Raw genomic sequence first — 23,202 nt, 5'->3', positions numbered from 1 at the left:
TGCCACGCCCGGCGGGGCGGACGAACCGTCTTCGGCCGAGCCCGCCCCACCTGGATTGCGGGTGCCGGGAGGCACTCTGGGAGACTTGCCGACATGATGCGGACGTTTGACACGGTCGGAGTCGTCGGGCTCGGGACGATGGGCGCCGGGATCGCGGAGGTGTTCGCCCGCTCCGGGCTGCGCGTGATCGGAGTCGAGACCGACGAGAACGCGCTGGCCAGGGGGCGTGGCCACCTGGAGAACTCGACGGGCAGGGCCGTCGCCCGGGGCAGGATGACCGCCGAGCAGCAGCGGGAGATCCTCGACCGGATCGTCTTCACCACCTCCAGGGAGGATCTGGCCGACGCGGACCTCGTGGTCGAGGCCATCCCGGAGATCATGGAGTTCAAGCGCGGCCTGTTCGCCGACCTCGATCGCATCTGCAAGCCGTCGGCCGTGCTGGCGACCAACACGTCCTCCCTGTCCGTCACCGCGATCGCCGCCACCACCTCCCGCCCGGGGCAGGTGATCGGCATGCACTTCTTCAACCCCGCGCCGGTCATGCGGCTGGTCGAGGTGATCGAGACGGTCGTCACCGAGGAGGGGCTCGCCGCCGAGATCGCCGAGCTCGCCCGCCGGCTCGGCAAGACCCCCGTGGTCGCGGGCGACCGGGCCGGGTTCGTCGTCAACCGGCTGCTGCTCGGCTATCTCAACCACGCGTGCCATCTGCTCCAGTCGGGGCTGGCCGGCCGGGACGACATCGACACGGCGATGAAGCAGGGCGTGGGCCTGCCGATGGGGCCGTTCACGCTGCTCGACCTGATCGGCCTGGACACCTCCTACAAGGTGTGCGAGGTGCTGTTCGGAGAGAGCCGCGACCGCCGCCACGCGCCCGCGCCGATCCTGCGCGAGCTCGTGACCGCCGGACTGCTGGGCCGCAAGACCGGGCGCGGGTTCTACTCCTACACCGGCGAGGGTACGGCTCCCGCCCCCGAGGCCCTGTCGAAGCCGGCGATATCGCTGGTCGGCATCGTCGGCGGCGGGCCGGCCGCGGCGTCGTTCGTCTCCGGTCTCGACACCGCCGGATTCAAGGTCGTGATCGCCGAGGCGCCCGACCTCGGCCCGGTGGCCGGCGCCGACCTCGTCATCGCGCTGTCGGACACTCCTGTCATCGAGCTCGCCGTACGGCTCCCGCGTCCCGAGCGGCTCGTCGGCCTGCACCTCGTGGGCGAGTCCGTGGCCGAGGTGGTGTCGACCGTGCTCACCTCCGATGAGGCGGTGACCGCGGTGTGCGATCTGGTGACCGTGCTGGGGCGGACCCCGGTGCGCTGCGCCGACCGGGCCGAGCTCGTGGTCAACGCGCTGCTCTACCCCTACCTCAACGACGCGGTGCGGATGCTGGAGTGCGGGTACGCGTCCGCGGCGGACATCGACGCGGCGATGCGGCTCGGCTGCGGCTACCCCGCGGGGCCGTTCGAGATGCTGGACGGCATCGGTCTGGAGAAGGTCAGGGACGGCCTGCGCGCGCTCTACGCCGAATATCGCGACCCCGCCTTCGCGCCCGCGCCCCTGCTGGATCAGCTCGTGACAGCCGGGGTGCCGAGCGTCCGGTCGGTCGGATAGGCCAGGACGTCGCCGGTGACGGTGAGCCGGACCAGTTCGCCGAGCGCGGGCAGGTCCTGACCCAGGACCCGGGCGGTGACCTGCGGCCCGGTCGGCACGAGGTCCAGCCGTACGGCGGCGTCATGGCCGAAGAAGCTCACGCCGGCGACCCGCGCCTCGATTCCGGTGGCTTCGGAGGAGGGATGTAGCCGGATCTGCTCCGGACGGATCAGCACGGCGCCATGACGCGTCCCCGCGGATGCCTCGGCACCGCCGCCCGATTCGCGGAGCGGGAGGACGCCGAGGGCGCACTCGGCCTCGGCCTGTCGCAGGTCCGCCGGGAGGAGGACGGACTCTCCGACGAAGCCGGCGACCCCGGTGTCGCAGGGATACCGGTAGAGCGTTGCCGGGGAGTCGAGCTGGACGAGACGGCCCTGCCGCATCACGGCCACCTGATCGGCGAGCGACAGCGCCTCGGCCTGGTCGTGGGTGACCAGTACGGCGGTGGCCGCGATCTCGCGGAGCGCCTGGACCACGGCCCGCCGGGTGCCCTCGCGCAGTCCGGCATCGAGGGAGGAGAAGGGCTCGTCCAGGAGGACGATCGACGGCCCGGGGGCCAGGGCGCGGGCCAGCGCGACCCGCTGCTGCTGTCCGCCGGAGAGCTCGTGCGGGAACCTGGTGGCGAGCCGCCGGTCCAGCCCCACCAGGTCGAGCAGTTCGGGCACGCGCTCTCCGGCTTTACGTGCGGACCGGGGCAGCCCGAAGGTGATGTTGGCGGCCACGGTGAGGTGCGGGAAGAGCGCGCCCTCCTGGGCCACGTAACCCACCCGCCGCCGCTGCGGCGGTACGGAGCGTCCCGGAGAGAAGACCGTCTGGTCGCCGATGACGATGGCACCGGTGTCCGGGGCGGTGAAACCGGCGATCAGCCGCAGCAGGGTGGTCTTCCCGCAGCCGGAGGGCCCGAGCACGGCGATGAGGCTTCCCGCAGGGACGTGCAGGTCGACTCCTTCGAGCACCGGCGTGGTCCCGAAGGACTTGGTGACCCCGGTGATGGTCAGCGCTGTCATCCGCGTGCTCCTTCTTTCGCCTCTCGGTTTCTCGTCTCTCGGGTGAGCAGGTAGGTGGCCGGGGCCGAGATCAGCACCATGAGGGCCGCGTAGGGAGCCGAGGCGGCGTAGGCGATGCTGTCGCTGTGGCTCCAGAACCGGGTCGCGAGCGTCTGGGTGCCGATGGGCGCGAGCAGCAGCGTCGCCGTCAGCTCGGTGACGATGGCGATGAAGACCAGGGCGGTTCCCGCGCCCAGGCCCGGTGCGATCAGCCGCAGCGTGACCCGACGGAAGGTGGCCAACCGTCCGGCGCCGAGGGCGTGCGCGACGTCCTCGAGCACCGGAGGCGCCTGGGCCAGTGCGGACCGGACGTTCACCATGGTCCTGGGCAGGAAGAGGATCGCGTAGGCCGTCAGCAGCAGCGCGGTCGTCTGGTAAAGCGCTGGGGTGAGCCGGATCGCGATCGTCACCAGAGCGAGCGCCACGACGATGCCGGGCAGCGCGTTGCCGAAGTAGGTGCTGCGCTCCAGGATCATGCTGAGCCGCCCGGGGCGGCGGACGTACAGCCAGGCCACCGGCAGCGCGATGACCGTGGCGAGGACCGCGCCGGCGGCGCCCAGCCCGACCGAGGTCAGCGTGGTCGTGACCAGCGTCCCGATGGGGAAGGTCGAGGAGCTTCCCATCGTCAGCCAGTAACCCAGGCTGCCCAGCGGCACGCCGAGCGCGAGCGCGATCAGCAGGCCCAGGCCGAGCAGCGTCGGAGTCGTGCCGCGGCCGAGCCGCGTACGCGGGGAGGGGCGGGCCGAACCGGCGCCCAGGCGGGCGTAGCGGGCCCGCCCACGGAGTCTGAGCTCGGCCAGGAGTAGTAGCAGGCATAGCAGCACCAGCACTCCGGCGAGCATGTTGGCGGCCGGGCCGTTGAACGTCGACTGGTACTGGTCGTAGATCGCCGTCGTGAAGGTGGGGAAGCGCAGCATCTGCAGCGCCCCGAACTCCGCCAGCAGATGCAGGCTGATCAACAGTGAGCCGCCGAGCAGGGCGGGCCGCAACTGGGGCAGGACGACCCGCAGGAAGGTCCGCCAGGGCGAGTGCCCGAGCGCGTGGGCGGACTCCTCCAGCGCCGGGTCGAGGCCGCGCAGTGCGGCGGCCACCGGAAGGTAGACGAGCGGGAAGTAGGAGAGCGTGACGATGAGCAGGGCCCCGCCGTACCCGGTGGCCCCGGGCATGAGCGACACCCAGCCGAAGCTGTTGACGAACGCGGGGATGGCCAGCGGGGCCACAAGCAGCACGTTCCACACCCGGCGGCCGGGCAGCGTGGACCGCTCGACCAGCCAGGCCGCACCGACTCCGATCACCGCGCAGAGCAGCACGCAGCCGGCCGCGAGCCGGACGGTGTTCCACAGCAGTTCGCCCGTCCGCGGCCGGAAGACGAGCCGCGCCGCCTCCGCGGGGCCGATGCTCGCCGAGTAGGCGACGACGAATCCCAGCGGGATCAGCGCGATCAGCGCCACGGACACCGCGGCGACCAGCATCAGCGGTGGATAGGACCGCTCCGTCTGACCTGTCCCCGTTCCGCGCTTTATGCGCTTCATGTCGGGAAAGGGTACGGCGCGGCCCTCCCCGTTCACGCCGTGGGGGGCGCGCTCGGGGGAGGGCCGGATGGGTGCGCGGCGCATCTGGAGTCCGGGGTCTTAAAGCAGCCCGGCCTGCTGCATCAGCTCGACCACCTTGGGGCCGTTGAGCGTCGCGACGTCGATGGCGGGCGGGTCGAGCTCGCCGAGCGGCTTGAGCGCGGGGTTGGCGGGCACGTCGCTGGCGATGCTGTATTCCAGTGCCTTGCTGTCGGACAGGATCTGCTGGCCGTTCTTGCCGGTGAGATACTTCACCAGTTGCTGGGCCTGCGCCTGGTGCTTGCTGGACTTCAGCACGCCGGCGCCGGAGATGCTGACGAACGCGCCGGGGTCCTTGCCGCCGAAGAACTTCAGCTCCGTGTCGGCGCTGTTCGCCCCGGATTCCGCCCGGTCCTTGTACCAGTAGTAGTGGTAGATCACCCCGGTCTGGATCTCGCCGGCGTTCACCGCCTTCATGACGGCGCCGTTGCCCTGGTAGATCTTCGCGTTGGTCTTCAGGCCCTTGAGCCACTGCCCCGCGGCATCTTCGCCCTTCACCGCGACGACCGCGCTGACGATCGCCTGGAAGTCGGCGCCGCCGGCCGCGATGCCGACCTTGCCCTGCCATTCCGGCTTGGCGAGATCCATGATGGACGCGGGGAGCTGGTCGGGTGTCAGCGCCTTGGAGTTGTACGCGAGCACGGTCGCCCGAGCGGCGAAACCCACCCAATTGCGGCTCGACGGGATATATTGCGCCGGCACCTGGGCCAGGGTCGCGTCGTCGACCTTCGCGAACCCCTGGTTGTTGTCCACCAGCACCATGGCGGGCGAGTTCTCGGTCAGGAACACGTCGGCGGGTGAGGCGTCACCCTCCTGGACGAGCTGGTTCGCCAGCTCGAAGTCCTTCCCGGAACGGATGTCGACCTGGATGCCGGTCTCCTTGGTGAAGCCCGCCACCATGGCCTCGACAAGGTCGTCGTGCTGGGCGTTGTACAGCGTGAGCGTCCCGGCATCCGACTCCGCGGAGTCGTTCCCACAGGCCGCCGTCAATATGGTGAGCGCGGCGATCCCTGTCATGACCGGAGCCAGTCGCCTCAAACGTCGCATCGCTTCCTTGCCTCTCGGGAGGAGGGCATCGGCCGGAGCAGCCGATCAATATCTTAGGTAAGGCATACCTTATACACGGTCTGGTGGGAAGGGCGACGGGGGTCCCGGGAAGATTAGGAACGGCCCAATGGGCACCGGAACCCCTGGGTCCGGAACAATGAGGACCGAATCGCCGTTCCCCCGCAGATGAAGCTCCCCGAGGATCGTTACCATGAGCCCCCGCCGTGCCAGACGCCGTGACCCGTTCCAGCGCCGGGACGGGCGCGGTGCCGTACGGCCGATAACCTCGGTGCCGGGGGTGGACCGGGTCGAGTCCGCTTCCGACGGCGACTGGGTCGTACGGGACGTGCCGGGCGCGGCCCCGGCCAGGACCTACCGGTGCCCGGGATGCGAGCAGGAGATCCGGCCCGGCCTGCCGCATATCGTGAGCTGGCCCGCCTGGCCGGGCGGCGAGGAGGAGCGGCGGCACTGGCACACCGCGTGCTGGCGCAACCGGATCAACCGCGGCCCGGGGCGCAGCCGATATTGAACGGCCGTCACTGAGCAGGCGAAATCCACCGGAACATCAGGCAAGGGGTTAATCGCGTGGGTACGGACATCAGGGCGTCCACGGTGCTGGCGGCGCACCGGGAGGACATCGAGCTGCACACGGCGGACGGGCTGACGCTGGTCGGCGAGCTGGCGCTGCCGGTGAGCGCGGAGGACGGCTCGACGGTTCGGCCGCCGGCGGCGACGCTGGTCTGCCTGCACCCGCTGCCCACGCACGGCGGCATGATGGACAGCCATGTGCTGCGCAAGGCGTCCTACCGCCTGCCCGCGCTGGCCGATCTGGCCGTGCTCCGTTTCAACACGCGGGGCACGACATCCGAGCGCGGCACCTCGCAGGGGTCCTTCGACGAGGGGGAGGGCGAGCGGTGGGACGTGGCCGCGGCCCTGGAGTACGTCGACTTCCACGATCTGCCGAACCCGTGGCTGGTTGGCTGGTCGTTCGGCACCGAACTGGCCCTGAGGTGGGGACACGACCCGATCGTGGCCGGCGCCATCCTGCTCTCGCCTCCGCTGCACCGGGCGACGGACGAGGATCTCGACGCCTGGGCGGAGTTCGGCCGTCCGCTGATCGCGCTGGTCCCCGAGTTCGACGACTACCTGCGACCGGCGGAGGCCGCACAGCGGTTCGCCAGGGTGCCGCAGGCGGAGGTCGTCGGGGTGGAGGGGGCCAAGCACCTGTGGGTCGGCGAGCCGTACGTACGGATCGTCCTCGACGAGATCGTCAAGCGGGTGAACCCGGCGGCGGCACCGCTGCCCACCAGTGTGTGACCCGGCCTCGCCTCGTCCCGGCCGTCGGGCCGGGTGTCACGATCCAATCGTGAGACAGGGCCCGGCGGTGCTCTCCGCCGGGCCCTGTTCAGTTCAACTCAGCCGTCACGAACTCGCCGGATGCACGCTCCGGCGCGGTGGCTACTCCTGCCACCACTCCGAGTCGTCGTCGCTCTTGGCCGCGGCCGGCTCGGGCGCCGCCGCCGGGGTCGACGAGACGATCGACGGCTCGCTGACGGACGGCGCGGCCGACAGGGCCGGCTTGGCCGGGGCGGCCGCGACCGGAGCGGGCTCGGCCTCCATGCCCGGGAGCGGGGCGCCGCCGAGGAGCTGCCGGAGCTGGGCGAGGTGGCTGGTGATGCTGTCGCGCTGCCGGGTGAGCTCGTCCACCTGACGCTGCATCGAGGTGCGGGTGCGCTCGGCCTCGTTCTTCGCGTCGGTCACGATGGTCTCGGCGCTCGACTTCGCCTCGGCCACGAGCTGGTCGGCGTTCTTACGCGCGTTGGCGAGCAGCTGCTTGGCGTGGGTGTCGGCCTCGCGGCGGGTCTGCTCGGCCTGCTGGGTGGCCTTGGTCGCGCGCTGCTCGGCGGTGGCGGCCCGCTGCTCCGCCTCGGCGACCAGCTTCTGGGTGTTGGCCTGGGCGGTGGCGTGGCGCTCGGCCTCCTGGCGCTCGGCCTCCTCGCGGCGGGCCGCGAGCTGGATCTCGAACTCCGCCTCGTCCTGCGCCCGCTTGGCCTCGGACTCCTCCAGGATGCGCTGCGCCTGCGCCCGCATCTCGTCCGCCTGGCGCTTGGCGGTGGTGAGGACCTCGTCGCGCTCACGCTTGGTGGAGGCCCGGAGCTGGGCGACCTCGCGCTCGGTCGTGGTGCGCAGCTTGGCGATCTCCCGCTCGGCGTCCGCCCGCTTCTCCGCGACCTCGTGGTCGGCGGTGGCCCGGATCTTGGCCACCTCGCGCTCGGTGGTGGCGGTCAGCTCGTCGGCCTCGCGCCGCGCGGTCGAGCGGATCTCCTCGGCGTCGCGGTCCGCTGTGGTCCGCATCTCCTCGGCCTCGCGGGCGGCGAGCGCACGCTTCTCGGCGGCCTCGTTCTCCGCGGCGGCCCGCAGGTCGGCGGCGTCCACCTTGGCAGCGGCCCGGATCTCGTTCGCCTCGGACCTGGCCGCCTGGACGAGCTCGGTGGCCTGCTCCTCCGCCAACCGCAGCAACTGCTCGATCCGGGCGCCCAGACCCGAGTAGGTCGGACGCTCCTGCTCCTGGAGCTGGCGCTTCGACTCGGACAGCTCCCGCTGCAGAGTGCCGACCTGCTCCTTGGCCTGACGCAGTTCGGTGTCGAGTGTCTTCAAGTGGTCGTGGACCTGGTGCCGGTCATAGCCCCGGAGCACCACGTCGAATTCTCGAGAAGGGGCGTCCTCGAAAAAGTTGTTGAGCTGGGCGTCGATGTCGGACTGCATGAGGCTCGATCCTGGTTGTCGAGACGGCTACAGGGGGCCGGACGGGAGGGTGGATATCCGAGGCGGGGAAGCCTATGAGCACCCACGTCCGGTGATAGGCCAGCGTACTCCGGTGCTGCGGGATTGGAGGCTCCCTCCGACTTTCTGCGCGAGTTGTTACGTATGAACGTTTCTTGCGTTCGGGCTTACGCGGGCGGGTCAATCTTTCGCTGACTCCACGAGTTCCGTAAGGACTCCTCCCACATCCTTGGGATGCAGAAACGCGATCGACGCCCCCATGGAGCCGTGCCTGGGCCGCTCGTCGACCAGCCTGACGCCCTTGGCGCCGATCTCCTCGAGGGCCTTGGCGACGTCCGCGACGCCGTACCCGATGTGGTGCACGCCCTCGCCTCGCCTCGCGAGGAACTTCCCGACCGCCGTGTCGGGGTGCAGCGGTTCCAGGAGCTGGACGTAGGAGGCGCCCTTCGGGCCGTCCGCCACGTGAAGCATGGCCTCGCGGACCCCCTGCTCCTCGTTGATCTCCCGGCTCACCACCGTCAGCCCGAAGGTGGACTCGTAGAACTCGATCTTCTCTTCGAGGTTGTGACACGCGATGCCGACGTGATCGATCCTGAGCAGCATGTTTCTCCGTTCGTACCTGACCAGACGGGCTGCCTGCGGGCGCCCGAATGCTCCATGGGTATCGTGACACGGTCGTCCCGATCCTCGTCGTGGAGGTCCCGATGTCTGGTTCCGTCATCGTCGCCGGAGCTCGTACGCCCATTGGCCGGCTGCTCGGCTCGCTCTCCGGTCTGTCCGCCGTCGAGCTCGGGGGCATCGCCATCAAGGCCGCCCTGTCACGGGCCGGCGTCACCCCCGACCAGGTCCAGTATGTGATCATGGGACAGGTGCTCCAGGCCGGCTCGGGGCAACTTCCGTCCCGGCAGGCGGCCGTGCGCGCCGGCATCCCCATGACGGTCCCGTCCCTGACGATCAACAAGGTGTGCCTGTCCGGCCTGGACGCGATCGCACTGGCCGACCAGCTCATCCGCGCCGGCGAGTTCGACATCGTCGTGGCGGGCGGCATGGAGTCGATGACCAACGCCCCGCACCTGCTGCCCGGCCTGCGCAAGGGCGTCAAGTACGGCGCGGCCGGCGTGCTGGACTCGATGGCCTTCGACGGGCTCACCGACGCGTTCGACCAGATCGCGATGGGCGAGTCCACCGAGCGGCACAACGCACGCCTGGGCCTGACCCGCGCGGAGCAGGACGAGTTCTCGGCCAGGTCGCACCGGCTCGCCGCCGAGGCGACGGAGAAGGGCCTGTTCGAGGAGGAGATCGTCCCCGTCTCCGCGCCCGGACGGCGGGAACCCGTGATGGTCACCGCCGACGAGGGCATCCGCCCGGACACCACGGTCGAGACCCTCGCCAAGCTGCGGCCCGCGTTCACCGAGGACGGCACGATCACGGCGGGGTCCTCCTCGCAGATCTCCGACGGCGCGGCGGCAGTGGTGGTGATGTCCCGGGCCAAGGCCGAGGAGCTGGGCCTGGAATGGCTGGCCGAGATCGGCGCGCACGGGAACGTGGCCGGCCCGGACAACTCGCTGCAGTCGCAGCCCGCCAACGCGATCAAGCACGCGCTGGCCAAGGAGGGCCGCACCACGGGCGACCTCGACCTGGTGGAGATCAACGAAGCGTTCGCGCAGGTCGTGCTGCAGTCCGTCAAGGAGCTGGGGATCGATCTCGACAGGGTCAACGTGAACGGCGGCGGCCTCGCCCTCGGCCATCCGATCGGCGCGTCCGGCACCCGCATCGTGCTCACGCTGGCCCACGAGCTTCGCCGCCGCGGCGGCGGCCTCGGCGCTGCGGGTCTGTGCGGCGGCGGCGGTCAGGGTGACGCCCTGATCATCCGGGTGCCCGCCAGGTAGGCGGGGTACGGGTCGACCGTGACCCGGCTCGGGACCGGCGGGGAGCTCGCCGGGGAGGTGATGCGGGGACGGCCGCGTGCCGTCGCGCGGCTGATCTCGCTGATCGAGGCCGCCGTCGCCGACCCCGGCAGCGCGGCGGACGGCACGCTGCGTGAGGCCATGGCCGAGCTGGCCGCCGGGGCGCGCGAGCCGTATCGCGCGGGGGTGATCGGCCTGACCGGCCCTCCCGGTGTGGGCAAGTCCACGACCACGAGCATGCTCATCCGGGTGCTGCGCGGCCGCGGCGCGCGGGTGGGCGTGCTCGCGGTGGATCCGTCCAGTCCGTTCACCGGAGGGGCGCTGCTCGGCGACCGTGTGCGGATGCAGGACCACGCCACCGATCCCGGCGTCTTCATCCGCAGCATGTCCAGCAGGGGTCACCCCGGCGGTCTGGCCTGGGCCACGCCCCAGGCGTTGCGGGTGCTGGAGGCGGCCGGGTGCGACGTGATCCTGGTCGAGACGGTCGGGGCGGGTCAGGCCGAGGTGGCCATCGCCGGGGTGGCCGACACCACCGTCGTGCTGCTCGCGCCCGGCATGGGGGACGACGTCCAGGCCGCGAAGGCGGGCATCCTGGAGATCGCGGACGTCCTCGTGGTCAACAAGGCCGATCGCGAGGGCGCGCGGGCGACCGTACGCGAGCTGCGGACGATGGTGGGTCTCGCGACGGCGCCGTGGCGACCACCGATCGTGACCACCGTGGCGACCAGGGACGAGGGCGCCGGCGAGCTGCTGGCCGCGCTGGACAGGCACCAGGCATACCTGGAGGAGTCGGGTGAGGCGCATCGACGCCGCCTGGCCCGGGCGAGAGACGAGATCGAGGCCGTCGCGCTGGCCCGGCTCCGTTCCAGGTTCTCCGCTCTCCATGGAGACCGGCTCGACGCGCTGGCCGAACGCCTGCTGGCCGCGCGTACCGACCCCTACACCGCGGCCGACGACCTCCTCGCCGCGGTCGCCGCCGGCACGGAGGCGTAGATCGTGGATGGGTCAGGGCGCGGCGGCGTACTCGATGATGACGGTCGAGAATCCGAGGGTCTTCAGCATGCCGTCGAGCATCGCCCGGGTGTTCTGGTCCGCCCGGTCGCGCAGGTCGCTCGCCACGGCGGCCTCGGTGATCTTACGCTCGGCCAGTAGATAGAGCTCCTGCTGGTTCTGCGGCGACGCCGACAGCAGGTCGGAGATGCGGTCGAAGAGCCCCCGCTGCTGGGCGACGATGTACGACCGCTTGTTGTCCAGGTTGGGCTTCTCCAGCTCGGCGTGCGGCAGCCGTACGGTCACGGCTGAACGGTCCGCCGAGACGGTGATGGCGTCCTTGGGCAGGCCGGAGAAGTCGACGTAGGCGTCCACGTTGCCGGCGCCGACGAACAGCGTCCTGCTGCCCTTGATGGCGTCGGGCAGGAAAGCCGCGTCCTTCTCCAGGTCGACCACGACCTGGAAGTTGCCGGTGGCCGCCTCGAACCGGCTCAGGTTCTGCACCGACCGCAGCAGCACCGGGCCGCTGCGGTCGACGGTCTCCTCCCCGAGCGGGTCCAGCCAGGACCAGGTGAGCCGTGCGCCGACCACGATGAGCAGGACCATGAAGAGGAAACCGGCCAGCCACCGCCAGGCGCGGCGGGAGGAGCGCCGGGTCGTGGTGTCGCCGGGAGGGGGCTGCGACGTGGGCGGGGTCGAGGGCCCGCCGGCCGAGGTCCGGCCTTCCGCGGTTCGACCGGTTGGAGTCTGACGGGCTGGAGTCTGGCCATCCACGGAAGGAATCTTCCCGCTATGGCCCGGCTTGCACCTGGGTTGTCGGACACGCTCTAGCCGCCGAGCCCGCTCAGGAGCCCAAGGCGGGGGGAGGGGCTGGTGGCCGGGGTCGGCCGGGTGGTCTGCGCCGGTACGCCGTCCCGGGCGGGCCCGTTCTCCTGGACGGCTCCGGCGTCCCGGGCGGGCGCCTCGCTGCGAACGGCGCCGGCGTTCCCCGAGTCCCTGGTGACGCCGGTGTTCCCGGCGTTTCCGGCGTTTCCGGCGTTCCCGGTGTTCCCGGTGTTCCCGGCGGCGGGAACGTTCGCGCGAGGTGGTGTGGGGGCGCGGCCCGGGCCCTCCGGATGGCGTGTCGAGATGGAGCCGCGGCGCCGTCCGGAGCCGCCGTCCTCCCGCTGCCGGGGCTCGCGCGGGCCGGATTCCCGTGTGCGCGAGTCGCGTTGCCCGGATTCGCGTGGTGCGGGCTCACGGTGCGTGGGGTGGCGGGGGGTGGCGGGGGCGCCCGGCGTCGGCCTGGGCGAAGCGGGCAGGGGAGACGGCGGCTCGGCCGAGGGAGTGGCCGAAGGGGAGGGCTCGGGGAGCGGTGGGTGCCCGGGGGACGCGGCCGGGGTCGGCTCCGGAGCTAAGCCGGGCCGGTGCGGGAACCCGGCGCCCGGCGTCTCGTGGTGTTCCGATCCCGGGTCGCCGTGGTAGCTCGGGCTGACGGGGTAGGCGGGCGCGTACGCGGGCGTCGGATTCACCGGATAGTTGACCAGGTTGGGGTCCGCGGGCCGGGCGCCGCCGCCGAAGTGCCTGCTCTGCAGCCGGCAGGAGACGAAATCGGAGTAGAACATCCGCAGCCAGTTGTGCCGCTGGTCCTCGGTCAGCCCGGAGAACCACACGGCGGCGTACCGGTGCTCGGGCAGCGGTCCGGCGGGCAGCGGCTCGCCGCGCAGCCAGGCGGCGATGATGGACCGGTAGCCGTTGGAGATCGTGCCGGGGCACGGGGCGGCCAGGTGGTCGAGGAACTCGGTCACCGCCCGCCGGGCGAACCCCGCGCCGAGATCGTCGAGATGCACGACCGCAACGCCGGGCGGAACCGGGGCGTTGTCGTCGCGGTCGCGCTGCTCGACCCGGTCGAAGGCGGCGGGGGTGTCGGCCAGCCGACGCGCGAGCGTGGTGAACACCCCGGCCAGCTCGGTCAGGCCGTCTCGCATGGAGGGGCGGACGCACACCGGGAACGGCCACGACTGGCAGGAGGAGGCGAGCCGCTCGGTGGCCGCCACCGTCCGCGGCTCGGCCACCAACCGGGCGGCCCCCGCGCCCGCCGCCAGCATCGCGATGGCCGCCGCGACCAGCGCCAGCGTGCGCCTGGTGACCAGGGCGACCCAGCCGAGCAGCAGCGCCGTGCTGAGGCCCAGGAGCCAGAGCGTCTGATCCGTGAACGCCACCTGGCCGGCCCCGGTGAACAGGTCGTACGGCCTGCGCGTGGCCGGGGTGAGCCGGTCGGCCCAGGTCGAGCCCACCGCCACCCAGGTGAACAGCCCGTAGGTGCCGATCCCGGCGAGCACGGGCGTGACGGCGAACGGGAGCACCCAGCCCGCCGTCCAGCCGATCATCACGTACAGCGCCAGGCCGCCGACGCACAGCGAGAGCCCGCCGATGGGCAGGTGGCCCGACCGGTCGGTCAGCGCGGCACGCAGCCCGAGCAGCAGCACGGTCACCGCGAACGAGCAGATGACGACCGCGAGAATGCCGAGCGGCGCCTTCGCGGCCCGCCAGGGCGTCAGCACCCGGCCGCGGTTGGCCCGGCGTCTGCGCAGCGCGACCCACGCGGTGAACACGGCCGCGACCGGACCGGTCAGCCGAAGCGAACCGATGACGGCCGTGACCATGTCATCCCAGTCCATGAACCCAGGAATGAGGACGCTCCACGCGATGACGAGCCCGAGCGCGAGCAGCACGGCCATGGCGACGACCGCGCCGTGTCTCAGTTCTCCACGTGGAACGCCCCTGTGGTCACCCACAGCACGGCGCGGCCCCTGGCCACGCCGACGGCGATATCCGGCGCATACGGCGCGCCGGGACAGGCATGCTGCCCATCAAGTCAACCCCCCGTGCCTGTGTGAGCAGCATGCGCCGGACCGCGTCCCCCGACGCCGTCCGCCGGCCGGCCTCGCCACGCCCGCTCGAACTGCCTAGCAGACGTGGTTCCCCGTGGCGCCCGGTGTTTGCCGCCGCCTCACCTTTCGACGTGGCAACCATAACGGAGCGTGACCCGCGGGGAGGGAGTTCTGGGGTCAAGGAATGAATCCGGTTACGCTCGGTTCCCAGGTTGATCATGTTCGGGGTCGCGATAGCGTATATCGCTGTGTCCGTCCCGCCCAATGTCCCGCCCAGCTCAGGCCCGTCGCCGACCGGCGCGGCCAAGCCGCTCGGCCTGCCGTTCGACCCGATCGAACGCGCCGCGGAAACGTGGCGCGCTAGATTCGGCCCCTCGTCCGCGATGGCCGCCGTCACTTCGATCATGAGAGCCCACCAGATCCTGCTGGCGCAACTGGACACGCTGCTCAAGCCGTACGATTTGACCTTCGCCCGCTACGAGGCGCTGGTGCTGCTCACGTTCAGCCGGGAAGGCTCGCTGCCGCTGTCGAAGATCGGCGAGCGGCTCATGGTGCACCCGACGAGCGTGACGAACACCGTCGACCGCCTGGAACGGGCCGGGCTGGTCCGCCGCATGCGCAACCCGAAGGACGGCCGCGGCGTGCTCGCCGAGATCACCGATGCGGGTCGCGAGATCGTACGGCGGGCCACCGCCGATCTGATGGACGCCGGTTTCTGCCTGGGAATGTACGGCGATGAGGAACTTGAGCAGATGTTCGACCTGCTCAGGACCCTCCGGGTCGCGGCCGGCGACTTCAGTCCCTGAGGGGATTTGGGGGACTTCGAGGGGCTTTCAGGGGACTTCGCGGGGACGAAGACTGTATGGACGGGGACCCGGCGAGCGCCGCCGCGATCGAGGCGGGAAGGGCCCGCTGGCAGGCGCGCTACGACGCCGCGTACAAGCGCGACCGAGACTTCCGGACCCTTTCCGGGCTGGAGGTGGACGCGGTCTACGGGCCGCCGGGCGACGACCCGCGGTTCGGGCGCATCGGCTGGCCGGGGGAGTTCCCGTTCACCCGCGGCCTGTACGCGACGGGTTATCGGGGGCGGCCCTGGACGATCCGGCAGTTCGCCGGGTTCGGCAACGCCCGGCAGACCAACGAGCGCTACAAGATGATCCTCGGGGCGGGCGGGGCCGGCCTGTCCGTGGCCTTCGACATGCCCACGCTGATGGGCCGCGACTCCGACGACCCGCGCTCACTGGGCGAGGTCGGCCACTGCGGCGTGGCCGTCGACTCGGCCCTGGACATGGACCTGCTCTTCGCGGACATCCCGCTGGGCGAGGTGACCACGTCCATGACCATCAGCGGGCCCGCCGTACCGATCTTCTGCATGTACGTCGTCGCGGCGGAGCGGCAGGGGGTGCCCGTCGGGCGGTTGAACGGGACGTTGCAGACCGACATCTTCAAGGAGTACATCGCGCAGAAGGAGTGGCTGTTCGCCCCCGAGCCGCACCTGAGGCTGATCGGCGACCTCATGGAGTTCTGCGTCGCCGAGATTCCCGCCTACAAGCCGCTGTCGGTCTCGGGTTACCACATCCGCGAGGCCGGGGCGACGGCGGCGCAGGAACTGGCGTTCACGCTCGCCGACGGGTTCGGATACGTCGAGCTCGGACTGTCGCGCGGCCTCGACGTGGACGTCTTCGCCCCCGGCCTGTCGTTCTTCTTCGACGCGCACATCGACTTCTTCGAGGAGATCGCGAAGTTCCGGGCCGCGCGCCGGATCTGGGCCAGGTGGCTGCGCGACGTGTACGGCGCGCGCACCGAAAGGGCCCAGTGGCTGCGCTTCCACACCCAGACGGCGGGGGTGTCGCTGACCGCGCAGCAGCCGGACGACAACATCGTCCGCACCGCGATCGAGGCGTTGGCGGCCGTGCTCGGCGGCACGAACTCGCTGCACACCAACGCCCTCGACGAGGTGCTCGCGCTGCCGTCGGAGAAGGCCGCCGAGATCGCCCTGCGGACCCAGCAGGTGATCATGGAGGAGACCGAGGTCGCCAACGTGATCGATCCGCTGGGGGGATCATGGTACGTCGAGGCGCTCACGGACCGGCTGGAGGGCGAGGCGGAGTCCTGCTTCACGAAGATCCGGGAGATGGGCACCGGGGACATGACCTCCGGGATCCTGCGCGGCATCGAGGACGGCTGGTTCACCGCCCAGATCGCCGAGGCCGCCTTCGAATACCAGCGGAAACTGGAGGAGGGCGGCAAGCGGATCGTCGGGGTGAACTGCCACATGGCGACCGTCGAGGAGCCGCTGGAGATCCTCCGAGTCAGCCACGAGGTCGAACGGGACCAGCGCCGGGCGCTGGGCGAGCGGCGCGCCGCACGAGACGCGCGGGCGGTGGCAGCGGCACTGGCCCGGCTCGCCGGCGCGGCCGGGACCGGGGAGAACATGATCCCGCCCATGCTCGAAGCCGTACGGGCCGAGGCCACGCTGGGCGAGATCTGCGACGTGCTGCGCGCGGAATGGGGCACCTACTCAGAACCGGCCCGGTTCTGACGCCGTCCCGATGTCCTGTTCCGATGTCCTGGCGCCCCGGTCCGTCCGGGTCCCTCCGGTGCCCCCGTGCCCGATGGCGGTGGGATGGCACAGATCAGCCGTGAGTGTGCGGCAGGATGGGACTATGGCAGCGGAGTTCTCTCGACCTGGATCGCTCTACGGCGCGATCGACCTAGGCGCTCGCAAGCAGGCATTGGAGGCGCAGGCACGACGCGAGGCGGCCGGGCCCGGCGGAGCCGGAGCCGGGGCCGGAGCGTCCTCGACGGTCGTCGAGGTGACCTCGGCCACCTTCAACGCGGATGTCGTGGAGCGGTCGCTGACCGTTCCCGTCATCGTCGAGGCGACGGTGCGCCGAGCGGAGCAGGTGCAGCAGTTCAGCAACACCCTGGAGAAGCTGGCCGCCGAGGCGGGGGGCGCGTGGGCGCTCGCCCGGGTGGATGTGGAGGCGGACCCCCAGCTCGCCCAGGCCCTGCGGATGCGTGCGGTGCCGACCGTCTATCTGGCCTTCCAGGGGCAGCTCATGCCCCTGTTCGAGGGGCCACTGCCGGAGGCGCAGCTTCGGCAGGCGCTGGCCCAGGTGTTCGAGCAGCTCGGCATCGAGCCGGCGGCACCCGCAGAGACCGCGGAGGCGGAGCCGCCGGTGGATCCCGATCTCCTCGCCGCCGAGGCGGCCATGGACCAGGGGGACCTGGACGCGGCCGCGGCCGCCTACCAGCGGCTGCTGGCGCGCTCACCCGCGGACGAGGCGGCCAGGATCGGCCTCGCCGGCGTCGGACTGCTGCGTCGGACCCAGCACCTCGACGAGGCGGACGTGCTCCGCCGCGCCGCGGCGGACCCCGCCGATGTGGACCTGCAGTTGCAGGCGGCGGACCTGGAGATGATGAACGGCAAGGTGGACGAGGCGTTCGACCGGCTCGTCGGCGTGGTCCGCCGGACGCGGGAAGGCGATCGCGACAGGGTGCGGGTCCACCTGCTCGGGCTCTTCGACGCGCTGCCCGCGGACGACCCCTCGGTGTCCAGGGCCAGGCGGGCCCTGGCCAGCGCGCTGTTCTAGTGCCTCGCGACGCCACGGAGACGTGAGCGCAGGAGGCTGAATCAGCCGGCCGGAGATGGCAGGATGGATAGGTTTCAACGCGGCTCCGTAAAGCCGGAACCACCCGCAAAGGAGCGGATACACGTGGCCACCGTGCCCAGCGTTTCCTATTCGATCACCGTTCGTCTCGAAGTCCCGGCGGGCGGCAAGGCCGTCAGCCTGCTCACCCACGCCGTGGAGACCGCCGGCGGCGTCGTCACGGCCCTCGACGTCACGAATGCGGGCCACGAGAAGCTCCGCATCGACGTCACCTGCGCGGCCAAGGACACCGACCATGTGCAGGCGATCGTGGACAGCCTCGGCGCGGTCGAGGACGTGACCATACACAAGGTCTCCGACCGCACCTTCCTGATGCACCTCGGTGGCAAGATCGAGATGCAGTCGAAGGTGCCGCTGCGCAACCGTGACGAGCTGTCCATGGCGTACACGCCGGGCGTGGCGCGGGTGAGTCTGGCGATCGCGCGCAACCCGGAGGACGCGCGCCGTCTCACGATCAAGCGGAACTCGGTGGCCGTGGTGACCGACGGCTCGGCGGTCCTGGGGCTCGGCAACATCGGCCCCGCCGCCGCGCTGCCGGTGATGGAGGGCAAGGCCGCGCTGTTCAAGCGGTTCGCCGGCATCGACGCCTGGCCGGTCTGCCTGGACACCCAGGACGTCGACGAGATCGTGCGGACCGTGCAGGTGATCGCGCCGGGCTTCGGCGGCATCAACCTGGAGGACATCTCGGCGCCGCGCTGCTTCGAGGTGGAGCGGCGGCTGCGCGAGCTGCTGGACATTCCGGTCTTCCACGACGACCAGCACGGCACCGCGATCTGCGTGCTCGCCGCTTTGACGAACGCGCTGAAGGTCGTGGGCAAGGACCTGGCGCACGTGCGGATCACTCTCGCCGGTGCGGGCGCGGCCGGCAACGCCGTACTACGACTGCTGCTCGCGGCCGGCGCGCAGCACGTGATCGTCTGCGACTACCTCGGCGCCGTCCACCTGGGCCGTGAGGACCTGGACGACTCGCTGCGCTGGATCGCTGAGCACACCAACGCCGGCGGGTACGCGGGCGATCTGCGCGGCGCGGTGAAGGGCGCGGACGTCTTCATCGGCGTCTCCGCGCCCGGCATCCTCAACGGTGAGGACATCGCGGCCATGGCGGACGGATCGGTCGTGTTCGCGCTGGCCAACCCGGAGCCCGAGATCGCGCCGGACGAGGCACGCGAGCACGCGGCCGTGGTGGCCACCGGGCGCTCCGACTACCCCAACCAGATCAACAACGTGCTGGCCTTCCCCGGCGTCTTCCGTGGCCTGCTGGACGCCCAGGCGACCATAGTCAGCCAGGAGATGCTGCTCGCGGCGGCCCGAGCGCTCGCCGCCGTGGTGACGGCGGAGGAGCTGGGACCCAACTACATCATCCCCAGCGTCTTCCATCCCGAGGCGGCGAACGCGGTGGCGGCGGCGGTGCGCGAGTCGGCCGGCGGAAGGGCACGGGGCTTCACCGAAGCCTGAGACACCGGGATCGGCGATCGACCGGGGCCTGAACACATTTCGCGCATGTTCTGACGCGAAAAGTAATCTGGTACGTCAAGCCGGGGGCGACGTGCATGATTCGGCATTCCTCCCTCATCATGGGAGGTATGGCGGAGGCGATCTACGTCGGCGGTTTGCTTGTGGCGACGCCACTGCTCGACGACCCCAACTTCCGGCGTAGCGTCGTGCTCGTGCTGGAGCACGACGAGGACGGCGGCACGCTGGGCGTGATACTCAACCGGCCCAGCGAGATCGCGGTGACCCAGGTGCTGCCCTCATGGGACCCGCTGGTCACCGGTCCTCCGGTGCTGTTCGAGGGCGGGCCGGTGCAGACCGACAGTGCGCTGGCCCTGGCCGTCGTGCTGAGCGGGGAGGAGCCGCTCGGCTGGCGGCGGCTCCAGGGCAGGTCGGCGACGTCCCGGCTGGGCACGGTCGACCTCGACGCGCCGCCCGAGATCCTCGCGGGGGAGATCTCGCAGATGAGGATCTTCGCGGGCTATGCCGGTTGGACGGCGGGACAGCTCGAGAACGAGCTGCGGGAGGGCGCCTGGTACGTCGTGGACTCGGAACCCGCTGACACCTTCCACTCCGACCCGTCCTTGCTGTGGCGGACGGTGCTGCGCCGCCAGCGCGGCGATCTCGCGCTCGTCGCCACCTTCCCCGACGATCCCACGCTCAACTGACACCGGGGGCCGCCCGTCCACGTGCTGTGGCCGGGCACGGCATGCGCGCCCGGCCACGGGTGATCAGTGGGTTCAGCTCGCGGTGCAGCTCACCGACGAGGGCGTGCCGTTCGTGCCGTTCCAGGACCCGAGGAACCCGAACGAGGTGCTCGCGCCGGCACCGAGGTTGCCGTTGTAGCTCATGTTCTTGGCGGTGACGCTCGAGCCGCTCGAGCTCAGGGTGGCGTTCCACATCTGGCTGACCGTCTGGCCGTTGGCGTACGTCCACTTCACGGTCCAGCCGGTGATGGCGGAGCCGCCCGCCTTCACCGTGACCTCACCCTGGAAGCCGCCGGCCCACTGGTTCACCACCTGGTAGGTGGCCGTGCACCCGTCCGTGCCGCCGGTGGGGGTCGGTGTGGGGGTCGGGGTCGGCGTCGGCGTGGGGGTCGGCGTGGGGGTCGGCGTCGGCGTCGGCGTGGGGGTCGGTGTCGGTGTCGGTGTCGGTGTCGGGGTGGGGGTGGGGGTGGGGGTGGGGGTGGGGGTGGGGGTGGGGGTCTGTCCACCGTTGTAGATCGTCGCCTGCTTGGCCGTCGCCTTGATGCCGTTGGCGCCGTTGAAGAGCCGCTGGCCCCAGGAGGTGAGCTGGTTGACGTTGAAGTTGGTCACCTGGTCGAGGTACTCGACGCCGCCGCCGTTGCCGCTCCACGACCAGCCGAGGTAGCCGATGCCCCGCGACTGGGCCTGGGACATGATCGTGTCCTCGTCCGGGTCGCCGTCGGAGTGCATGTTGCCGAACTCGCCGATGACGATCGGCAGGCCGGCGGTCTGGAACGCCTGCAGGTAGCCGGTGACCTCGGCCGCGGTGTCGAACACGCCGTACATGTGGATCGAGAAGACCGTGTTCTTCTGCGGGTCGGCGTTGAAGACGGAGGCCGCGTTGTCACGCATGACGAACTGCCAGTCCTGGCCCCAGTTCGGCGCGTCCACCATCAGCATGTGCTCGAATCCGGCGCCGCGCATGCGCTTGATCGCGTCGGTCGTGGCACTGGTCCAGCCGGAGACGTTGTTGTTGCCGTACGGCTCGTTGCCGATGTTGATGACGATGTAGTTCTCCTGGCCGGTCAGCACGCTCTTCAGACCGATCCAGTAGTCGACCGCCTGGCTCAGGGTGTAGGCGCCGCTCTGCTCCCCGTAGCCGGTGGTGTCGTGGTTCTCCAGCACGCAGATCAGCCGGTTCTGCTTGCAGAGCGAGATGACGTTGGCCACGTCACTGGCCGTGTTCGCGGTCCAGCGGCCGCCGCTGAGCACGACCCGGACGGTGTTGGCGCCCAGGGACTTGATGTCGGCGAAGGAGTTGGTCTGGCTCGTGAACCAGGTGTGGGCGTGGCTCGTGCCCCGCATGATGAACTGGTTCCCGTTGGACTCGTAGATCTTCCCGTTGTTCACGCGGAGGCCGGTCGCGGCCTGGGCGGGCTGGGTGAGTGCGATCACTGACAACAGGAGGGCGAAGAGTGCCGTGCCCGCGGCGATGAAGCGTGTTCTCATGAGCTACCTCGGTATGGGGGGATCGCGCAGCCTGTGGAAGCGCTCCCGGGAACCCTAGGCGTGGTATGGGACGGCGTACAGACTTAACCGGTCTAGTTGGTCATTCTCGCCGACCAGAAGCGGCCTGAGCTGCGATGTCAGGCCACGTAGCTGAACCGGGTGGGCGGGTTCGGTGTGAAACGTTCATCGAACAAGGTGTGGAGCCGGCGACCCGGGCATGCGGTGACGGGACTTCCGTTGCGCCGCGAACACGTCGGAACCGGGAGAAAACCGGTGGCGTTCTTGTCGGAGGCGTCCCGTAGGATGCCGGAGGCCGTGTGGGCGGCTCGATTGTGTTTTCGAATCATCGTTTCGAAGGGGGACCATCCATGATGACTCAAGCGGTAGCCGAGCGGGCCGAGTCGCCGCCGCCGGGACGCGGACAGGGCTCCGCGTGGCTCACACTGCTCGCGGTCTCCCTTGGCGTGATCATGGTCATGCTCGACGGCACGGTCGTCGCCATCGCCAACCCGGTCATCGCCGAAGACCTCAAGGCGTCGCTGGCCGACCTTCAGTGGGTCACCAGCGGTTATCTGCTCGCGCTCGCGGTCTTCCTCATCACCGCCGGCAAGCTGGGCGACCTCTTCGGTCACAAGCGGATCTTCCTGATCGGCGTGGTCGGGTTCACCCTGGTCTCGCTGATGATCGGCCTGTCGTCGTCGGTGGGCATGCTGATCGCCCTGCGCGTACTGCAGGGCCTGTTCGGCGCGCTGCTCCAGCCGGCCGCCCTGGCGCTGCTGCGCATGGCCTTCCCCGGCGAGCGGCTCAACATGGCGATGGGGGCGTGGGGCGCGATCCTCGGCCTGTCGAGTGCGGCCGGCCCGATCGTCGGGGGCGTCCTCGTCGAGAACGTGAGCTGGCAGTCGGTCTTCTTCATCAACGTGCCCGTCGGTGCCGCCGCGCTGGCCTTCGGCCTGTGGGCGCTCAGGGAGAGCCGGGCCCGGACGCTGTCGCGGGTGGACTGGCCGGGTGTGGTGCTTCTGTCGGTCACCATGTTCTCGCTGGTCTGGGCCATCATCAAGGCGCCCGAATGGGGCTGGGGCGACGTCAAGACGATCGGCTTCCTCGCCGTCGCCGTGCTGGTCGGAGCGGTGTTCCTGTTCTGGCAGGCCAGGACGGCCGAGCCGCTGCTGCCGCTGTCCCTGTTCAGCAACGCCTCGGTCTCCATCGGCACCGTGCTCATGATCCTCGTGTCGTTCTCGATGATGGGCGCGATGTTCTTCCTCACGTTCTTCTTCCAGGGCGTGCACGGATTGAGCCCGCTCGACTCCGGCCTGCGCATGCTGCCGATGAGCGCCGGCATGATCATCGCATCGCCGATCGCCGGTGTTCTCATCGGCAGGCTCGGCCCGAAGAGCACCATCGCGGGCGGCATGGTGGTCACCGCGATCGCGATGTTCCTGATGTCGCGGCTCAGCGTCGACGCGGCGTTCGTCGACAGCGCGATCCCGTTCGTGCTGCTGGCGTTCGGACTTTCGCCGGTCTTCGTGGGAGCCACCGAGATCATCGTCGGCAACGCCCCCGAGGACCTCAGCGGGGTCGCCGGCGGCGTGCAGAACTCCGCCATGCAGGTGGGCGGCGCACTCGGCACGGCCATCCTCGGCGCGATCGTGTCCGCCAAGGTGGCGAGCGTGCTCCCCGGTCACCTCGGGCCGGCGGCCGCCGCGATCCCGCCGGAGCAGTTGGAGGGCCTGAAGCAGCTCGCCTCCGTCGGCATGGCCCCGCCCGGTCTCACCGGGCCGGCCGCCGAGCTCATCACGCAGGCCGCGCACATGTCCTTCATGGACGGTCTGCACCTGGGCTTCCAGATGAGCGCCGGTATCGCCGTGGTGGCCGCGATCTTCGCGCTGTTCGTCAAGGCCGGGCGCAAGACAGAGGGAGCCGTCGTCCACGTCGGTTGACGGC

The 23,202-nt window shown here is 70.7% G+C and carries 19 protein-coding genes; 11 read left to right on the top strand and 8 right to left on the bottom strand.

Going from position 1 to position 23,202, the window contains the following annotated elements:
- The first annotated feature begins 93 nt into the window (after window positions 1-93).
- Window positions 94-1,602 (top strand): 3-hydroxyacyl-CoA dehydrogenase family protein, encoded by a 1,509-nt coding sequence (locus tag AP234_RS02100; RefSeq protein ID WP_055477777.1) that lies wholly within the window; start codon window positions 94-96, stop codon window positions 1,600-1,602.
- Here the strand turns inward: AP234_RS02100 and AP234_RS02095 are convergent.
- The 3 genes from AP234_RS02095 to AP234_RS02085 form a co-directional block, all read right to left on the bottom strand.
- Complete coding sequence (locus AP234_RS02095) at window positions 1,557-2,648, bottom strand: ABC transporter ATP-binding protein (RefSeq protein ID WP_055477776.1); 1,092 nt, start codon at window positions 2,646-2,648, stop codon at window positions 1,557-1,559. The two genes, AP234_RS02100 and AP234_RS02095, sit on opposite strands and share 46 nt — an antisense overlap.
- On the bottom strand, window positions 2,645-4,219 hold the full coding sequence (locus AP234_RS02090) for an ABC transporter permease (RefSeq protein ID WP_055477775.1): 1,575 nt from the start codon (window positions 4,217-4,219) through the stop codon (window positions 2,645-2,647). Before AP234_RS02090 ends, AP234_RS02095 begins: the two co-directional genes overlap by 4 nt.
- A 99-nt stretch (window positions 4,220-4,318) precedes the next feature.
- A complete protein-coding gene (locus AP234_RS02085) occupies window positions 4,319-5,314 on the bottom strand; it encodes an iron ABC transporter substrate-binding protein (RefSeq protein ID WP_200926189.1) in 996 nt (331 codons plus the stop codon).
- A gap of 241 nt (window positions 5,315-5,555) precedes the next feature.
- Between AP234_RS02085 and AP234_RS02080 the strand changes: the two genes are divergently transcribed.
- Both AP234_RS02080 and AP234_RS02075 read left to right on the top strand, forming a co-directional pair.
- Entirely contained in the window at window positions 5,556-5,873 is a 318-nt protein-coding gene (locus tag AP234_RS02080; protein ID WP_055477773.1) for a hypothetical protein, read from the top strand.
- Window positions 5,874-5,929: 56 nt separating this feature from the next.
- The gene (locus AP234_RS02075; protein ID WP_055477772.1) at window positions 5,930-6,661 is read left to right on the top strand and encodes an alpha/beta hydrolase; all 732 of its coding nucleotides are present in this window, start codon (window positions 5,930-5,932) and stop codon (window positions 6,659-6,661) included.
- A 141-nt stretch (window positions 6,662-6,802) separates the two neighbouring features.
- Here AP234_RS02075 and AP234_RS02070 read toward each other — a convergent pair whose 3' ends face one another.
- Both AP234_RS02070 and mce read right to left on the bottom strand, forming a co-directional pair.
- Complete coding sequence (locus tag AP234_RS02070) at window positions 6,803-8,110, bottom strand: DivIVA domain-containing protein (RefSeq protein ID WP_055477771.1); 1,308 nt, start codon at window positions 8,108-8,110, stop codon at window positions 6,803-6,805.
- A 198-nt stretch (window positions 8,111-8,308) separates the two neighbouring features.
- Complete coding sequence (gene mce / locus AP234_RS02065) at window positions 8,309-8,731, bottom strand: methylmalonyl-CoA epimerase (protein ID WP_055477770.1); 423 nt, start codon at window positions 8,729-8,731, stop codon at window positions 8,309-8,311.
- 101 nt (window positions 8,732-8,832) lie between these two features.
- On the opposite strand from mce, the gene AP234_RS02060 reads away from it, so the two are divergent.
- Together AP234_RS02060 and meaB are read left to right on the top strand one after the other, a co-directional pair.
- On the top strand, window positions 8,833-10,017 hold the full coding sequence (locus AP234_RS02060) for an acetyl-CoA C-acetyltransferase (RefSeq protein ID WP_055478203.1): 1,185 nt from the start codon (window positions 8,833-8,835) through the stop codon (window positions 10,015-10,017).
- A gap of 60 nt (window positions 10,018-10,077) precedes the next feature.
- Window positions 10,078-11,028, top strand: a complete 951-nt coding sequence (gene meaB, locus AP234_RS02055; RefSeq protein ID WP_055478202.1) for a methylmalonyl Co-A mutase-associated GTPase MeaB — start codon at window positions 10,078-10,080, stop codon at window positions 11,026-11,028.
- Window positions 11,029-11,040: 12 nt separating this feature from the next.
- On the opposite strand, the gene AP234_RS02050 is transcribed toward meaB, so the two are convergent.
- Together AP234_RS02050 and AP234_RS39090 are read right to left on the bottom strand one after the other, a co-directional pair.
- Window positions 11,041-11,799 carry a DUF4230 domain-containing protein gene (locus tag AP234_RS02050; protein WP_268777995.1) on the bottom strand — a complete coding sequence of 253 codons (759 nt, stop codon included), beginning with the start codon at window positions 11,797-11,799 and terminating at the stop codon, window positions 11,041-11,043.
- 53 nt (window positions 11,800-11,852) lie between these two features.
- Window positions 11,853-13,745, bottom strand: coding sequence for a hypothetical protein (locus AP234_RS39090; protein ID WP_055477768.1), 1,893 nt, complete (start codon window positions 13,743-13,745; stop codon window positions 11,853-11,855).
- 401 nt (window positions 13,746-14,146) lie between these two features.
- Between AP234_RS39090 and AP234_RS02040 the strand changes: the two genes are divergently transcribed.
- From AP234_RS02040 to AP234_RS02020, 5 genes are all read left to right on the top strand, one after another.
- Window positions 14,147-14,704 carry a MarR family transcriptional regulator gene (locus AP234_RS02040; RefSeq protein ID WP_055478201.1) on the top strand — a complete coding sequence of 186 codons (558 nt, stop codon included), beginning with the start codon at window positions 14,147-14,149 and terminating at the stop codon, window positions 14,702-14,704.
- A gap of 56 nt (window positions 14,705-14,760) precedes the next feature.
- Complete coding sequence (locus AP234_RS02035) at window positions 14,761-16,440, top strand: methylmalonyl-CoA mutase family protein (protein ID WP_055477767.1); 1,680 nt, start codon at window positions 14,761-14,763, stop codon at window positions 16,438-16,440.
- A gap of 124 nt (window positions 16,441-16,564) precedes the next feature.
- On the top strand, window positions 16,565-17,494 hold the full coding sequence (locus AP234_RS02030) for a tetratricopeptide repeat protein (protein WP_055477766.1): 930 nt from the start codon (window positions 16,565-16,567) through the stop codon (window positions 17,492-17,494).
- A gap of 123 nt (window positions 17,495-17,617) precedes the next feature.
- Window positions 17,618-19,027 (top strand): NAD-dependent malic enzyme, encoded by a 1,410-nt coding sequence (locus AP234_RS02025; RefSeq protein ID WP_055477765.1) that lies wholly within the window; start codon window positions 17,618-17,620, stop codon window positions 19,025-19,027.
- A gap of 128 nt (window positions 19,028-19,155) precedes the next feature.
- A complete protein-coding gene (locus tag AP234_RS02020; protein ID WP_055477764.1) occupies window positions 19,156-19,731 on the top strand; it encodes a YqgE/AlgH family protein in 576 nt (191 codons plus the stop codon).
- Between the two features lie 72 nt (window positions 19,732-19,803).
- On the opposite strand, the gene AP234_RS02015 is transcribed toward AP234_RS02020, so the two are convergent.
- Window positions 19,804-21,258, bottom strand: a complete 1,455-nt coding sequence (locus AP234_RS02015) for a cellulase family glycosylhydrolase (RefSeq protein WP_055477763.1) — start codon at window positions 21,256-21,258, stop codon at window positions 19,804-19,806.
- Window positions 21,259-21,629: 371 nt separating this feature from the next.
- Between AP234_RS02015 and AP234_RS02010 the strand changes: the two genes are divergently transcribed.
- Window positions 21,630-23,198, top strand: a complete 1,569-nt coding sequence (locus tag AP234_RS02010; RefSeq protein WP_055478200.1) for a DHA2 family efflux MFS transporter permease subunit — start codon at window positions 21,630-21,632, stop codon at window positions 23,196-23,198.
- The last annotated feature ends 4 nt before the right edge of the window (window positions 23,199-23,202 follow it).

It is taken from the genome of Sphaerimonospora mesophila (assembly GCF_001417795.1).
GTDB lineage: Bacteria > Actinomycetota > Actinomycetes > Streptosporangiales > Streptosporangiaceae > Sphaerimonospora > Sphaerimonospora mesophila.
The sequence above is the reverse complement of the archived record's forward strand: the minus strand, read 5'-3'. Positions and strand labels throughout refer to the sequence as shown.